This is a genomic window from Sphaerisporangium sp. NPDC088356, from assembly GCF_040685555.1.
Classification (GTDB): Bacteria; Actinomycetota; Actinomycetes; order Streptosporangiales; family Streptosporangiaceae; genus Sphaerisporangium.
The window spans coordinates 17,252-30,979 of the sequence record NZ_JBFBIK010000014.1 but is presented as its reverse complement, the minus strand read 5'-3'; the positions used below and the strand labels follow the sequence as shown (position 1 = coordinate 30,979).

The window sequence follows — 13,728 nt, the reverse complement described above, 5'->3', positions numbered from 1 at the left end:
CGATGTCGGGCCGGACGGTATACCGACCCGTCGCCGCCACGGTTTCCAGACCTGCCAGGAGCGCCGCTTGTAAATCCAGAGTCAAGAACCGGTATGGCCGCACGCGCCGGCGTCAAGCACGCGGAAACGGCAAAGCAATCTTTGCTCGCCCTACAGGCCGCGTGGAGTGATCGGCACGGCTATTCGGGACGGGTGTAGCGGTGTTCGACCCCGGGAGGGAAGGACTCCGGGTCCCCGGCCCGCCGGTGCCCGGCCACGGGCGTCTGGTAGGCGTCCGGCACGTAGTGGCGAACTCGCTGTTCAGGCGCGGGAGCTCGGTCCGGATCGAGCCGGCCAGCACAGGCGCGAGATCCGCGTCGGGCCGCACCGGGGGCCAGCGCCCGGAAATCTTCCAGCAGGCGGCTCAGCAGGCCCGCGTAATGATCGTCGCGGCTCCGCAGCCGACCATGGTTTGGGGCACATGTGACTCATGCGAAGATTACCAATCTTCGGGAAAACTGTGAAGTTTCCGGACAGGCTGCTGTCGGAGCTGCTAAGAAGTTGCGCGGCCAGGATTTTGAGCAGAGAGGTTCGGTATGGACCGCGACGGCACCCCGAGATCCTTTGAAGAGGATCCTCTGAAGCAGACCGGTCCTTTGGGCATCGAGTGGAACGGCGAACCGGAGCGCGCGGACGGCGACGTGCTGTCCGACGGATGGACGCCTGGGCACGAACCCTCACACACCCAGAGCGACGACTCGCTGGAGTTCGAGCGGCCGGACCACGAGCGGGCCCAGGACTACGAACGGCCCGAGGGTTACGAAGGACCCGACGACTACGAGCGGCCCGAGGGCTACGCGCGGCCCGACGACGACGGCTGGGACCCGGACAAAGACCGCGAGCCGGACGCGGAGGAGCGCCGAGGCTTCCTCGGATCCGGCTGGACCGGCGAGAACAACCTGGAAGACGAGGAGAAGGGCAGCCAGAACAAGCGGCTGGTCCTCGCCATGGTCGTGATCGTCGTGCTGGCGGTCGCGGGCGGCTGGATCGTGTCCTCCTCGGTGGGTTCGAAGCCCGAGGCGGCGTGCTCGACCGCCGCCGACTGTGCTCCTGCCGGCCAGGAGAACCCCGCGCTGACCGACGACCCTGCGGCCGACCCCAGTGCCGACCCGTCGACCGGCCCGGCCGTCACGCCCGAGGAGACGACGGAGGCGCCCAGCGCGACGCCCACCCCGGAGCCGACGACCGCTCCGTCACAGGCCGCCCAGGAGCCCACGTCCCGGCCCTCGCCTACGCGCACCCGGACCCGCTCGCCCCAGCCGACGCCGAGGTCCAGCACCAACACGCACCAGCCGGACGACCCGCGTATCCAGGACGACAAGCCGACCACCGCGCCGAGCCCGTCCCCGACGCCACCGCCGCCGCCCCCCACCACCCAGGCCCCTCAGCCCGCCCCGACGCCGACGGAAACCAAAAACCGCGGCCTCCTCGACTGGCTCTTCTAAGCAACCCGCAGTCCAAGCGAACCCAGTCCAAGCGAACCCAGTCCAAGCGAACCCGGTCTGAGCGAACCCGGCGGCTCGCACTGAGCCGCCGGCACGAGATGGAGACCGGCGCGCGAAGGTCGGTCAGCGACGGCGAGCCGTCCTGCGCGCGGCCCAGGCGAGTGCGCCGGCAGCCAGTACGGCGGTACCGGCCACCGTTGACGAGAGCGGAAGGCTGAAGGCCAGCAGGAGGCAACCGGCCAGCCCTACGAGGGGGACGGCGCGGAGCGGGCGGCCCTCCTCGGCGGACAGCGTCAGGGCCGAGGCGTTGGCGATCGCGTAGTAGACCAGCACGCCGAACGACGAGAAGCCGATCGCGCCCCGCACATCGGCCGTGGCGGCGAGCACGGCGACCACCGCGCCGACGACCAGCTCGGCGCGGTGGGGAACGCGGAAGCGCGGATGCACGGCGTCCAGCACGCGCGGAAGGTGCCCGTCCCTGGCCATCGCGAGGACCGTGCGCGAGACGCCGAGGACCAGCGCCAGCAACGACCCAAGCGCGGCCGTCGCCGCCCCGGCCCTCACCAGCGACACCAGAGGCGCCGCGCCCGCGGCACGCACGGCGTCCGCGATCGGCGCGGTGGAGTGGGCGAGCCGATCGGGACCGAGCACGGCCAGCACGGCGACGGCCACGGCGGCGTACACGACCAGCGTGATGCCAAGGGCCACAGGGATGGCCCTCGGGATGGTGCGCGCCGGGTCCCGCACCTCCTCCCCGAGCGTGGCGATGCGCGCGTACCCAGCGAAGGCGAAGAACAGCAGCCCGGCCGCCTGGAAGACCCCGACCACCGTGATCCCGCCGGACGGCACCACCCGCGAAAGGTCGGCCCGCCCGCTCGCCAGGCACGCCACGACGGCCACCGCCAGCACCACGAGAACGGCGGCGACGACCGCCCGCGTGAGCCACGCCGCCTTGTGCACTCCCACGTAGTTCACCGCCGTGAGCGCCGCCACGGCCGCCACCGCCACGATGTGCTCGCGGCCGGGCCAGATGTAAGCGCCGACGGTCAACGCCATCGCGGCGCAGCTCGCGGTCTTGCCGACTACGAAGGCCCAGCCGGCGAGGTACCCCCAGAAGTCGCCCAGCCGCTCGCGACCGTACACGTAGGTGCCACCGGAGGCGGGGTAGAGGGCGGCGAGCCGCGCCGAGGAGGTGGCGTTGCAGTAGGCGACCAGAGCGGCCACCGCGAGACCCGGTAACAGCCCGGAACCGGCCGCCGCGGCCGCAGGACCGAACGCGACGAACACCCCGGCGCCGATCATCGAGCCGAGACCGATCACCACGGCGTCACCGACACCGAGCCGCCGCGCGAGCTCGTACGGGCGCGTCACCGGACCGGCCGATCGCGGCGGGCGCGACGGATCATGTGGCGCGCGAGCTCGTACGGGGGTGTCATTGGACCGGCCGTTCGCGGCGGCGGCGGATCAGGTGGCGGCCGATGGCCAGGGCGATGAGGGCGATGACGGCGAACAGCAGGTAGGTCTGGTAGCGGACCAGATCGTCGTAGACCTTGTTGATGTTGGTGCCCGCCAGATAACCCACGGTCGTCCACAACCCGACCCACAGGACCGCGCCGAGGACGTTGAAGGTGAGGAAGCGGCGCCACTCGACGCCGGTGGTGCCGGCGACGATGCCGTTGAACTGGCGAAAGCCATCGATGAAGCGCGCCACGGTGATGATCGGGGCACCGTGGCGGTGGAAGAACGCCTCGGCCGCCTGGAACCGCCTCTCGGGGAGGAAGATGTAGCGCCCGTAGCGGTGGATGAGCGCGCGACCGCCGCTGCGGCCGATGAGGTAGCCGATGTTGTCACCGATGACGGCGGCTGCCAGGGCGGTGGCGGCGACGGCCGCGATGTTGAGCTGCCCCGCCCCGGCGTAGACCGACGCGGCGATCAAGATGGTCTCACCGGGCACGGGGACCCCGAAGTCCTCAAGGAAGACCAGCGCGCCGACGACCAGGTAGCCGTAATGGTCGAGCAGCGGGGCGAGGTGGGCCAGCGGGCCCGGTAGCGGTGGCGGCGCCATGAGGTCACTCTACGTGTCCTCGCGATCACCATTGGGGGTTCATGCGACGGTGCCTGTGGACGGTCACGGGCGTGCTGCGGGTGTCTGCGTGGAGATGTCCTGCGACGACACCCGGCGTCGGGCGCCGCGTCGCCAGACCGCCATGAGGACTAGCAGCGCCACGATGGTCAGCGCCGACACGCCGGCCCCGAGCGCGGCGCCGGCCCGCTGGTCGGCGACGCGGTCGGGAGCCCACGCGATGTCCAGGATGTCGTACCACCCCTGGCCCTGGATGGGCCCCGCCAGGAACACCAGAGCCATCCACGCCTGCACGGCCAGCGCGCCCATCAGCATGCGCATGCGCACCGCCGGGCTGATCGCTCTGGGCAGCGGATCGAGGCCCAGCGCGACGCAGAAGAACCATGTCCCCGTCACCACCACGACGACCTCGGCGACGAGGCGCACGGCGAGGCTCGACTGGGCGGGCTCGAACAGACCGGTGACGTAGAGCAGCAGGTACGGCACGGCGTAGGCGGCCAGCGCGGCCAGAGGCTGGGTCAGCCTGAGCGCCATGGGTCCGTCGCCCGCCTGCCGGAGGAGCGGCATGGCCTCCTTGAAAGGCGTCAGGGGGGCGCCGAGGGCGAGCAGGGCCGGTCCGAGTGTGCCTAGGAGGGCGTACTGCAGCGCGTGCATGGAGAAGATCGCCGGTCCGTACGCGGACACCCCTCCGGCCGCGGCGTACAGCAGGACGAGCAGGCCCGCCGCCGCGGCGACCGTACGGCCGGCCGGCCAGGCCTGACCGCGCCGGGCGAGCCGCCGCACGCCGACGACATACGCGACCGCGAGGCCCACCACGGCGAGGATCAGCAGCGGATCGGGCCGTGTCTCGGTCACGAGCCGCCATGGGCTGAACTGGGGCAGCGAGTAGCCGAGCAGTTCGTGCTGGTCGTGGGCCCCGCTGTCGCGCGGGGGCGGGGTACGCGACAGGCCCACCGCGAGCGCGATCGTGCAGGCCATCACCCCGACCTCGCCCGCCGCGAGGCGCAAGAAGGGCCGGGACCCCTCGGCGGCCGGGGTGTCCAGCGCCGCGATCGTCGAGCGGCGGTGCCGCAGGCCGAACCATCCGAGCACCACGAGCGCCAGCAGCTTGCCGAGTACCAGAAGTCCGTAGCGGGACTGCCAGACCTGGTCCGGCGAGCCGAGCCTGATCCAGGCGTTGACCACCCCCGAGACGCCGACGGCGACGAAACAGCAGAGCGCCAGAGCGCTGAACCTCCGTACGGCCGTGGCAAGCGCGTCCGATCGGCGCAGGTAGGTGACGACACCGAACAGGCCGCCCACCCAGAGCGTCACCCCGGCGATGTGGAGCATCAGGCTGGAGACGGCGATGTTGTGATCGGCGGCCGAGGCGGAGTGGCCGACGTACGCGGGCGGCAGGACGGCGAAGATCGCGATGATGAGCAGCACGCCACGGCCCCAGAAGCCGACCGGCAGCGTGGTGGCCCCCGCGATCACCAGGGCGAGCAGAGTGACCAGCATGAACGCCTGGCCCTGGGGAACCTCCGTGCTGAAGGTGAACAGGAACCCCGACTGCAGCGCCTCTCCGACCGGGAGCCCGAGAAGGTCCGAGAGGGTGAGGATCTGGGTGACCGCCGAGCTGGCCGCCCACGCGAGCGCCCAGTGCCCGGCCGCTCGGGTGATCTCCCGCCGGGAGGCCGCGTCGCCCGCCAGAGCCACGGCCGAGAGCAGGGTTCCCACCGTCGCGACCGCGCAGACGTCGTGGACGACCCTGACGACGGGAAGGCCCAACGTCGTGAGGACGCCCGGAGAGGGCAGGCCGGGGATCTCTGCCCTCGGCCAGCCACCGCCGAACCACATCGCCAGCACGAGCACGGCGAACGCCGCGACGCCGACGAGCACGAACACGGCCGAGCGCCGCCGGGGAGAGGTCATTCTCCTGCTTCCTCATTTCAGGACCGCACTGTGCACAGATGTTCGCCTGTGATCGAGTATCTCCGCATTCGCTGGCCGGAGCGAGACCTTTCAGAAGCGGGAATCACGGACACCTCTGACTCCTCTGAACCATCCGATACCACCCCCGCACGCCGTGACCGTCCGGCGACACCAGAACCCCGTTCCCACCTGGCCTTTTGTCGGACCATGGCAGATCTTGATGCACCGGTGAGACCCGGATCGCGTTTATCGACCCCCTCACCGGACAAGGGCAGTATCGGAAAGACCTACAGCCGAAGGGGGACAGATCATGGGCGCCGACGACAAGATCTCGAACAAGGCCGAAGAGCTCAAGGGCAAGGTCAAGAAGGGTGTGGGCGACGCCACCGGCGACGACGAGCTCCGCGCCGAGGGCGAGGCCGACGAGACCAAGGGCAACATGAAGCAGGCCGGCGAGCGCGTGAAGGATGCCGCCAAGAACGTCAAGAACGCCTTCAAGGACTGACGCCCGCCGAGGGCCGACGCCGCTGGACACGCCGCCGGAAGACACGCCCGCCGAACACCGGCGGGGCCGAGGTGGCGTCGGGCCGGCCCGAAGACGACCGCGACAGCGGCGGAGTCCCGGATGCCACGGGGCCTCCGCCGCTGTCGCGCCACGACCCGCACGCGTTTACGGGGATCGCCGGAGCTTGGCCACCATGTCTTCCTTGTAGCGGTGCGCCTCGGCGAGCGTGGCCCCCTCGCGGAGCGCCGTGACGACGTCCTCCTCGGCGTCCGCGTACATGTAGGAGTCGGCGAAGACGTCCGTCGACGGAAGTGCGACCACCCCGGCACCGTCCATGACGATGGAGGTGCTCTCGTCCACGATCACGCCGGCGATCTCCACCGGGCGTCCGACCGACGCCACGTGCACCTCCGATCCCGGCCCGGCCGTCGCCTCGTACAGTGCCCACACGGGTAGGCCGAGGTCGCGGAACGCGTTGACGTCGCGCACCCCGCCCTCCACCAGCAGGCCGGACGCTCCTCGGGCGAGGGCGGCGCGGGTGAGGATCTCGCCCCACACCGCTCCGGCCGCCGCCTGGGCGCCCGCGACGACGACCACCCGGTCCTCCAGATCCTCGTCCATCAACCAGTGCAGGGGCTCAAGGCCGTTGTCCCCCGGCCCCGGCGCCAGCCGTACGGTGCGGGCCCTTCCGAGCAGGCCCAGAGATCGGTGGATGGGGCGTAGTGGCGGGCTGAGCCAGCCGGTGAGCCCGCGTAGTTGCAGCACGTCCGCGATCGCGGTGGTAGGCGGAACCACGGTATCGATCACCTCTTATGGAGAAATTTCCGGATCTTGCCGACTGGGGTACAGCCAAGGCCGGCCCCCGGTGACGAGCGATACGAGCGGAACGATCGGCTCGTCGTCCGAGCCCCGGACCGGTGAGGGGACTCGGATCTGTGAAGACGGACGGCGAATCCCCCGTGCGGACTCCCCGTGGATGGAGTTCCGGCGCCGGGGTGCGAAGCCCCGTCGACGAAAGGCGGACGTCCGATGGCGAGGCGCGGATCCCGTGCAGCCATGCGAGCGTGCCCGGCTCCCACGGTGCAGTGTGCTGCACGGTGCTTCCTCTCCCATGCCTCGGAACGGCCGTCCCGGTGCCGCTGGTGGAACGTGACGTTCACTCTGATGCTTGACGCTGCGTGAAAGATCCGTGAAACACAAATTCGAGATGATTTGAGATCCAACGAAGCGGTTCACCCGAGCCGCGCGCGGCTTTCGGGGATCCTGAGGCTCGAAGCCGGTGGCCGTCTCGGTGGGCGATCACCCATGGGACGTCACTCCCCCCAAAGGGTGCGGACCTCTTCGAACACCTTCTGGTTGTAAGACATCTCGACGACGTTGCCATCGGGATCCTTGAGGGCGCAGACGTAACCGACCGGGGGCGGCAGCTCCATCGGTTCCCAGTGCAGGCAGCCCAGCTCACGGGCCCGCTGGGCGATCTCGTCCACATCCTCGCGGTGGGGCACCTCCATGCCGAGGTGGGCGAACGGCGAGAGCTGCGGCTGTGGCGTGCCCCTGTCCTTGGCGAACTCCACCAGCACGAGCACGAACGGCGTCTCCGCCTGCTTGTCGTTGGAGAGCCAGGCGTTGCGCCCGTCCTTGTCCTCGTGGGTGGAGACCACCACAAGAGGGGTCATGGTCGTGTAGAACTCGATGGCCTTGTCGAGGTCGCAGCTTGGCAGCGCTACGTGCGTCCAGCGCGCCTCGGTGAGCTTCTTCCCGAGCACCAGTGCCTCCTTGAGCCGTTCAGTACCTGGTCGTCAGGCCTGTCGGTCTTCAGGTCCTCTTTGGTTCTTCCCCCAATCGTCATCGGCGGGCCCTTCGAACTCGCCGGCGCGAGCGGCGCGGCCACATCCTCGCCGGTTCGGCCGCATCAGGTGCCGGGCCTTCCCTCCCGGGCGCTTGGCGTCGAGGGCGACGTCTCGGACGCTACGTCCGGGATCCGCGTGCCCTCCATGTGCTCGCAGCCCAAAGATCGGATTTCTGGCCGCCGGCTCCGTGTCCGATCTTGTGCGGAGACCGCGCATGTTTCACGTGACACCATCGTTCTCCGAGTACACCTGGAGCAGTTCGCGGGCGGTGAGCGCGGTCTGCAGGTGATGGGCCATGGCCGGGTCCAGCGGATCGAAGCCGAGGAGCTGCCGGATCTGCCCGATGCGGTATCCCACCGAGTTACGGTGCAGGTGCAGCAGGTCGGCGACCGCCGCGCGGCTGCCTCTGGTCGACAGCCACGCGTCCAGCGTCAAGATCAGCTCTGGACGTCCCAGGATCGCCCCGAGCTGCTGGTCGACGAACGCCTGGAGCCGGTCGGGCGGCACGGCGAGCAGCAACTGCGTCAGCCCGAGCGACGAGTGCTGCAGCTCGGTCTCGCCGGGACGTCTTCTGAGCAGCCCGAGCACGGTCTCCGCGTCCCTGAAGGAGCGCGGTGTCTCCGCAGGCCCTGTCACCACAGGGCCCGTGGCCGCGAGCACGGTGCCCTCTCCCACCATTCCTTGCAGGCGGTCGCGGATCCGGCTCACCTCACGGGGGATGTCGCCGGTGAGCACGGTCCAGCCCTCCACGCCTTGCTGGCGGACCGGCATCTCCAGCCACGACAGGGCCGTGGACCAGGTGTGCCGGTTGGAGCCGTCGTAGGCGAAGACCGCGGCGGCGTGGGGCTGGCCGAGGTGGACCCCGAACCTCGCCGCCGTCCGGGTCACCTCCTCGGTGCCCCGCAGGGCTCCGAAGCGCAGCTCGTCGATGAGCCTGCTCGCGGTCTCGGACTTGGCCACGGCCGAGGCGTCCCGGCGTACGGCCTCGATCGCCACGGCGGTGGAGGCGGCACGCAGGTAGGGGAGCAGGTGGTCTGGCAAGGGCTCGGCCAGCAGCAGCAGTCCGACCCGGCGCTGGCCGGCCCACACGGCGAGGGCGCGGGCCTCCCACCCGTCCGGGCAGACGACGCGCACCGGGTTCGGTTCGCCGAATGCGCGTCTCACCTCGGCGGGGCTCATCGTGGCGTCGCCGCCATCGGTGGCGTGGAAGACGCCGCCGTGCACGCCGACCAGCCGGGCCGCCCTGCCGGTCTCGTCCGCGATCCGGCGCAGGATCGGGCGCCACCCGTCGCCGCCGAGGGCCAGATCGTTCAGGGCCGAGGCGAACTCCTCGACGCTCGCCGAGGTGCTCCTGTTACGGAGGCGGCCGGAGCTGTCCGGCGCTTCTGAGTCGCCGAGACGATCCATCAGACCTCCACGCTTCTGGTCCTACCGAGCAAAGTAGGACACACCCCCATCTTTGCGCCCACGGCATTGATCTAATGCGGTGGAATGGTCAGCTGTCCGGCTGTGTTCGCCAGTTTCGAGGCGAACCGCCAAAACCTGAGGGAGAGTCTTATATGAGCAAGCTGAACGACGACGCCAAGGCCCTGATCGCCCGCCCCGTGCACGCCTGGGTCACCGCGCACCGGCCCGACGGATCGCTGCACAGCACGGTGGTGTGGGTCGACATCGACGGGGACGACGTCATCTTCAACACCGCGGTCGGCCGGGCCAAGGAGCGCTACCTGCGTGCGGACCCCCGGGTGTCGGTCAGCGTGCTCGACCCCGACAACGGCTACCACCTGGTCAGCGTCTCGGGCACGGCCGAGTTCGTATTGGAGGGCGCCGACGACGTCATCGACGCGCTGGCCAAGAAGTACCTCGACGCCGACTCCTACCCCTTCAGGAACGCGGACGAGCAGCGCATCACCGTACGCGTCACCCCCGAGCACGTGATCCACAGCGCCTGACGCGCCGCCGCGCTCGCCCGTGAACGGACACCCCGCGGGCGAGCGCGGCGCGACGAGGTCAGGCCGGCGGGGCGAAGCGGCGCAGCCGGAGGCTGTTGCTGACCACGAAGACCGACGAGAAGGCCATCGCCGCACCCGCGATCATCGGTGAGAGCAGCCCGGACGCCGCCAGCGGGATGGCCGCCACGTTGTAGGCGAAGGCCCAGAACAGGTTGCCCTTGATCGTACGGAGCGTGCGGCGGGAGAGCCTGATCGCGTCCGCGGCCACCCGCAGGTCCCCGCGTACCAGGGTCAGGTCGGACGCCTCGATGGCCACGTCGGTGCCGGTGCCCATCGCCATGCCGAGGTCGGCCTGGGCGAGCGCCGCCGCGTCGTTGACGCCGTCTCCCACCATGGCCACGACCCGGCCCTCCGACTGAAGGCGCTTGACCACGTCGACCTTGCCCGCGGGCAGCACGTCGGCGATCACATCCTCGACCGGCACGCCGACCGAGGCGGCCACGGTCTCGGCCACCGCCTGGTGGTCCCCGGTGAGCAGCACGGGGCGCAGCCCGAGCTCCTTCAGGCGCGAGATCGCCTCGGCCGACGTCGGCTTGACCACGTCGGCGACGGTCAGAACGGCACGCGCCCGCCCGTCCCAGCCGACGGCGACGGCGGTCTCGCCACGCGCCCGCGCCTCGGCGACGGCGCGCTCCAGATCGGCCGGCAGATCCTGCGACCGCTCGGCCAGCAGTCGCGGCCTGCCCACCAGCACGGCATGGCCCTCGACGGTGCCCCGCACGCCGAGACCCTCGATGTTGGCGAAGCCCTCCACCGGGGCGATCGGGCCGGGGAGACCCTCGGCGGCGGCCGCCCTGGCCACGGCCTGGGCGATCGGATGCTCGGAGGCGGCCTCCAGCGCACCCGCGAGCCGCAGCACCTCGCCACGGTCGGTGCCCGGCGCGGTCACCACACCGACCAGGGTCATCTGGCCGGCGGTCACGGTGCCCGTCTTGTCGAGCACGATCGTGTCCACGCGCCGGGTGGACTCCAGCACCTCGGGGCCCTTGATCAGGATGCCGAGCTGCGCCCCGCGCCCGGTGCCGACCATCAGGGCCGTCGGCGTGGCCAGGCCGAGCGCGCACGGGCAGGCGATGATCAGCACGGCCACCGCCGCCGTGAAGGCCGCCGCCGCGCCGTTCCCCGTGCCGAGCCAGAACCCGAGGGTGCCGAGCGAGAGGGCGATCACGATGGGCACGAAGAAGGCGGAGATGCGGTCGGCCAGGCGCTGGACCTCGGCCTTGCCGTTCTGCGCGTCCTCGACGAGCCGGGCCATCTGGGCGAGCCGCGTGTCGCCGCCGACCCGGGTGGCGCGGACCACCAGGCGGCCTCCCGCGTTGACGGTCGCGCCGGTCACGGCGTCGCCGGGCCGTACCTCGACGGGGACGGACTCCCCGGTGAGCATGGAGGCGTCCACCGCCGAGGCGCCATCCTGCACGACCCCGTCGGTGGCGATCTTCTCGCCGGGCCGTACGACGAAGGTGTCTCCGGCCGCCAGCCGCTCGATCGGGATGCGCACCTCACGGCCGTCGCGCAGGACGGCGACCTCCTTGGCCCCCATCTCCAGCAGTGCCCGCAGCGCGCTCCCCGCCCGGCGCTTGGACCTGGCCTCGAAGTAACGGCCGGCCAGGATGAAGGTGACCACCCCTGCGGCGGCCTCGAAGTAGATGTTCCCCGCGCCGTTCCCCCGGCTGAGCGTGAACTCGAACCCGTGCCGCATGCCGGGCATGCCCGCCGTGCCGAAGAACAGCGCCCACAGCGACCAGCCGAACGCCGCCAGCGTGCCGATCGAGACCAGTGTGTCCATGGTCGCCGTGCCGTGCCGCAGGTTGGTCAGCGTCGCCCTGTGGAACGGCAGGCCGCCGTACACCACCACCGGCGCGGCGAGGGTGAGCGACAGCCACTGCCAGTTGTCGAACTGCAGGGCGGGGATCATCGCCATGGCGACCACGGGGACGGTGAGCAGGATCGACACGATGAGCCGCTGCCGCAGGGGAGCGAGCTCGTCGCGCTCCTCGGTGACGGGCTCGACGCTCGGCAGCTCCGCCGAGTAGCCGGCCTTCTGGACCTCGGCGACCAGATCCTCGGGACGCACCTCGCCGTCGTAGACGACCTTGGCCTTCTCGGTGGCGTAGTTAACTGTGGCGGTCACGCCGTCGAGCTTGTTCAGCTTGCGTTCGATGCGTGAAGCGCACGAGGCACACGTCATGCCGCCGATCGCCAGCTCTATCTGGCCGCCCCCGGCGGACGGCCTCGTGGTGACGGACGTCATGGCGTCTCCTCCCGCTCGTCTCCCATAGTGCGCGACCCGGGTCGCGGGCGCCAATCGCGGCCTGCCCTTACGTCCTGGAACGATACCCCCCTATAGTACCTGGCGCGTCAAGTGGCCCTCCAGGCCGGAGGGGTTCGACTCTCGCGACAGGGGTATCTGGAGCGGCATTCCCCCAGGAAGCGCCCTGCCGGTACGGTTCGGGCGGAGAACCGAACATGTCGCACGGTCTGATCTACTGATGTCGCGGGCTGCGCGGAAGGACGACACCGTGATCGTCGATCTGGTCTTCCTGCTGGGCGCGCTGGCCCTGGTCATCGCGAACGGCGTCTTCGTCGCGGCCGAGTTCTCGCTGGTCACCGTCGAACGGAGCGAGGTACAGCGGCTGGCCGCCGCCGGCGACCGCGGGGCCCAGGGCATCCAGGCGGCGATCCGGCGGCTGTCGTTCCAGCTCTCCGGGGCGCAGCTCGGCATCACGATCACCTCGCTCCTGCTGGGCGTCATGGCCGAGCCCGCCATCGCCGGGCTGCTCCGTCCCGCCGTCGAGAGCATCCCCGCCCTGCCGGACGGGGCGACCGAGAGCGTGTCGGCGATGCTGGGCCTCCTGATCGCCACGGTGAGCCAGATGGTGCTCGGCGAGCTGGTCCCCAAGAACGCCGCCCTGTCGCGCCCGATGGCCGTCGCGCGGCTCTCCACCCCCCCGCAGCGGATCTTCTCCGCGGTGTTCGCGCCGCTCATCAAGGCCTCCAACGCGACGGCGAACGCCATCGTCCGGGCGCTCGGGGCCGAGCCACAGGACGAGCTCGCCTCCGCCCGGTCCCCAGAGGAGCTGAGCCTGCTGATGAGCCTGTCGGCCGAGGCGGGCACCCTTCCGACCGGCACGGCGGCCATGCTGCGCCGCGCGCTGCGGTTCGGCGACATGACCGCCGCCGAGGCGATGACCCCTCGCATGGACTGCGTCACCGTGACGGACGGGGACACCGTCGCGGAGTTCCTCACCCTGGCCAGGCGGGAGCGCCACCTGCGGCTGCCCGTCTCCGGTGGCGAGCTGGACGACATCGTGGGCGTCGCGTCCGTGGTGGACGCCTTCGCCGTCCCCGAGGCCGCGCGCGGGGAGACCCGGGTGGCGAGGATCCGGCGTCCCCCCGTCCTGGTCCCCGAGTCGCTCGACCTCGCGACCCTGCAGGAGCGCCTGTTCACGGCCAGGGAGGAGATGGCGGTCGTCGTGGACGAGTACGGCGGCTTCGCCGGGATCATCACCGTGGAGGACCTGGCGGAGGAGCTCATCGGCGACATCGCCGACGAGTACGACCTGCCCGAGGAGGGCTCGGCCGAGCCGGAGTCCGCCCTGCTCGCCCCCGGCACGTCCGTGGCCGTGCCCGCGCTCCTGCGCGCCCACGAAGCCGAGGAGCGCACCGGGTTCCAGATGCCCGAGGGGCCGTACGAGACCCTCGCCGGGTTGCTGATCAGCCGTCTCGGCCGGATACCCGACACAGGGGACAGCGTGGTCGTGGACGGCTGGACCCTCAGGGTCGACGGCATGCGCCGCCACCGGATCGAGCTCATCACGCTCACAGCGCCCAGACTCGGCGAGGAGAACGCCTCTTGACCATGCCCCTGAGCGCGACGGGC

General features: G+C 70.9%; 11 protein-coding genes. 4 read left to right on the top strand and 7 right to left on the bottom strand.

The annotated features are described in order from the left end of the window. Window positions 1-575: 575 nt before the first annotated feature. Entirely contained in the window at window positions 576-1,484 is a 909-nt protein-coding gene (locus AB0O34_RS08125) for a hypothetical protein (protein ID WP_363913940.1), read from the top strand. A gap of 123 nt (window positions 1,485-1,607) precedes the next feature. On the opposite strand, the gene AB0O34_RS08120 is transcribed toward AB0O34_RS08125, so the two are convergent. From AB0O34_RS08120 to AB0O34_RS08110, 3 genes are all read right to left on the bottom strand, one after another. Beyond that, complete coding sequence (locus AB0O34_RS08120) at window positions 1,608-2,855, bottom strand: amino acid permease (RefSeq protein WP_363913938.1); 1,248 nt, start codon at window positions 2,853-2,855, stop codon at window positions 1,608-1,610. Between the two features lie 61 nt (window positions 2,856-2,916). Further along, window positions 2,917-3,549 (bottom strand): DedA family protein, encoded by a 633-nt coding sequence (locus AB0O34_RS08115; RefSeq protein ID WP_363913936.1) that lies wholly within the window; start codon window positions 3,547-3,549, stop codon window positions 2,917-2,919. A gap of 63 nt (window positions 3,550-3,612) precedes the next feature. Continuing rightward, window positions 3,613-5,481 carry a cytochrome c oxidase assembly protein gene (locus tag AB0O34_RS08110; protein WP_363913934.1) on the bottom strand — a complete coding sequence of 623 codons (1,869 nt, stop codon included), beginning with the start codon at window positions 5,479-5,481 and terminating at the stop codon, window positions 3,613-3,615. Between the two features lie 310 nt (window positions 5,482-5,791). Here AB0O34_RS08110 and AB0O34_RS08105 point away from each other — a divergent pair, with 310 nt between their 5' ends. Next, window positions 5,792-5,986 (top strand): CsbD family protein, encoded by a 195-nt coding sequence (locus tag AB0O34_RS08105; RefSeq protein WP_363913932.1) that lies wholly within the window; start codon window positions 5,792-5,794, stop codon window positions 5,984-5,986. A gap of 165 nt (window positions 5,987-6,151) precedes the next feature. On the opposite strand, the gene AB0O34_RS08100 is transcribed toward AB0O34_RS08105, so the two are convergent. The 3 genes from AB0O34_RS08100 to AB0O34_RS08090 form a co-directional block, all read right to left on the bottom strand. Next, on the bottom strand, window positions 6,152-6,781 hold the full coding sequence (locus tag AB0O34_RS08100) for an RraA family protein (protein ID WP_363913930.1): 630 nt from the start codon (window positions 6,779-6,781) through the stop codon (window positions 6,152-6,154). Between the two features lie 518 nt (window positions 6,782-7,299). Next, the gene (locus tag AB0O34_RS08095) at window positions 7,300-7,752 is read right to left on the bottom strand and encodes a VOC family protein (protein WP_363913928.1); all 453 of its coding nucleotides are present in this window, start codon (window positions 7,750-7,752) and stop codon (window positions 7,300-7,302) included. Between the two features lie 303 nt (window positions 7,753-8,055). After that, window positions 8,056-9,243: a helix-turn-helix domain-containing protein gene (locus AB0O34_RS08090; protein WP_363913926.1), complete on the bottom strand. Its 1,188-nt coding sequence runs from the start codon at window positions 9,241-9,243 to the stop codon at window positions 8,056-8,058. Window positions 9,244-9,395: 152 nt separating this feature from the next. Here AB0O34_RS08090 and AB0O34_RS08085 point away from each other — a divergent pair, with 152 nt between their 5' ends. Continuing rightward, on the top strand, window positions 9,396-9,788 hold the full coding sequence (locus tag AB0O34_RS08085) for a PPOX class F420-dependent oxidoreductase (protein ID WP_363913924.1): 393 nt from the start codon (window positions 9,396-9,398) through the stop codon (window positions 9,786-9,788). 58 nt (window positions 9,789-9,846) lie between these two features. Here the strand turns inward: AB0O34_RS08085 and AB0O34_RS08080 are convergent, their stop codons facing one another. Continuing rightward, window positions 9,847-12,099 (bottom strand): heavy metal translocating P-type ATPase, encoded by a 2,253-nt coding sequence (locus tag AB0O34_RS08080; RefSeq protein WP_363913922.1) that lies wholly within the window; start codon window positions 12,097-12,099, stop codon window positions 9,847-9,849. A gap of 268 nt (window positions 12,100-12,367) precedes the next feature. Between AB0O34_RS08080 and AB0O34_RS08075 the strand changes: the two genes are divergently transcribed. Then, window positions 12,368-13,705, top strand: a complete 1,338-nt coding sequence (locus AB0O34_RS08075) for a hemolysin family protein (protein WP_363913920.1) — start codon at window positions 12,368-12,370, stop codon at window positions 13,703-13,705. The last annotated feature ends 23 nt before the right edge of the window (window positions 13,706-13,728 follow it).

What these genes read in the sequence shown, in the direction of transcription:
- AB0O34_RS08125 (WP_363913940.1), top strand. Translation starts at nt 576, where the DNA reads ATGGACCGCGACGGCACCCCGAGATCCTTTGAAGAGGATCCTCTGAAG.
- AB0O34_RS08115 (WP_363913936.1), bottom strand. Translation starts at nt 3,549, where the DNA reads ATGGCGCCGCCACCGCTACCGGGCCCGCTGGCCCACCTCGCCCCGCTG.
- AB0O34_RS08110 (WP_363913934.1), bottom strand. Translation starts at nt 5,481, where the DNA reads ATGACCTCTCCCCGGCGGCGCTCGGCCGTGTTCGTGCTCGTCGGCGTC.
- AB0O34_RS08105 (WP_363913932.1), top strand. Translation starts at nt 5,792, where the DNA reads ATGGGCGCCGACGACAAGATCTCGAACAAGGCCGAAGAGCTCAAGGGC.
- AB0O34_RS08090 (WP_363913926.1), bottom strand. Translation starts at nt 9,243, where the DNA reads ATGGATCGTCTCGGCGACTCAGAAGCGCCGGACAGCTCCGGCCGCCTC.
- AB0O34_RS08085 (WP_363913924.1), top strand. Translation starts at nt 9,396, where the DNA reads ATGAGCAAGCTGAACGACGACGCCAAGGCCCTGATCGCCCGCCCCGTG.
- AB0O34_RS08080 (WP_363913922.1), bottom strand. Translation starts at nt 12,099, where the DNA reads ATGACGTCCGTCACCACGAGGCCGTCCGCCGGGGGCGGCCAGATAGAG.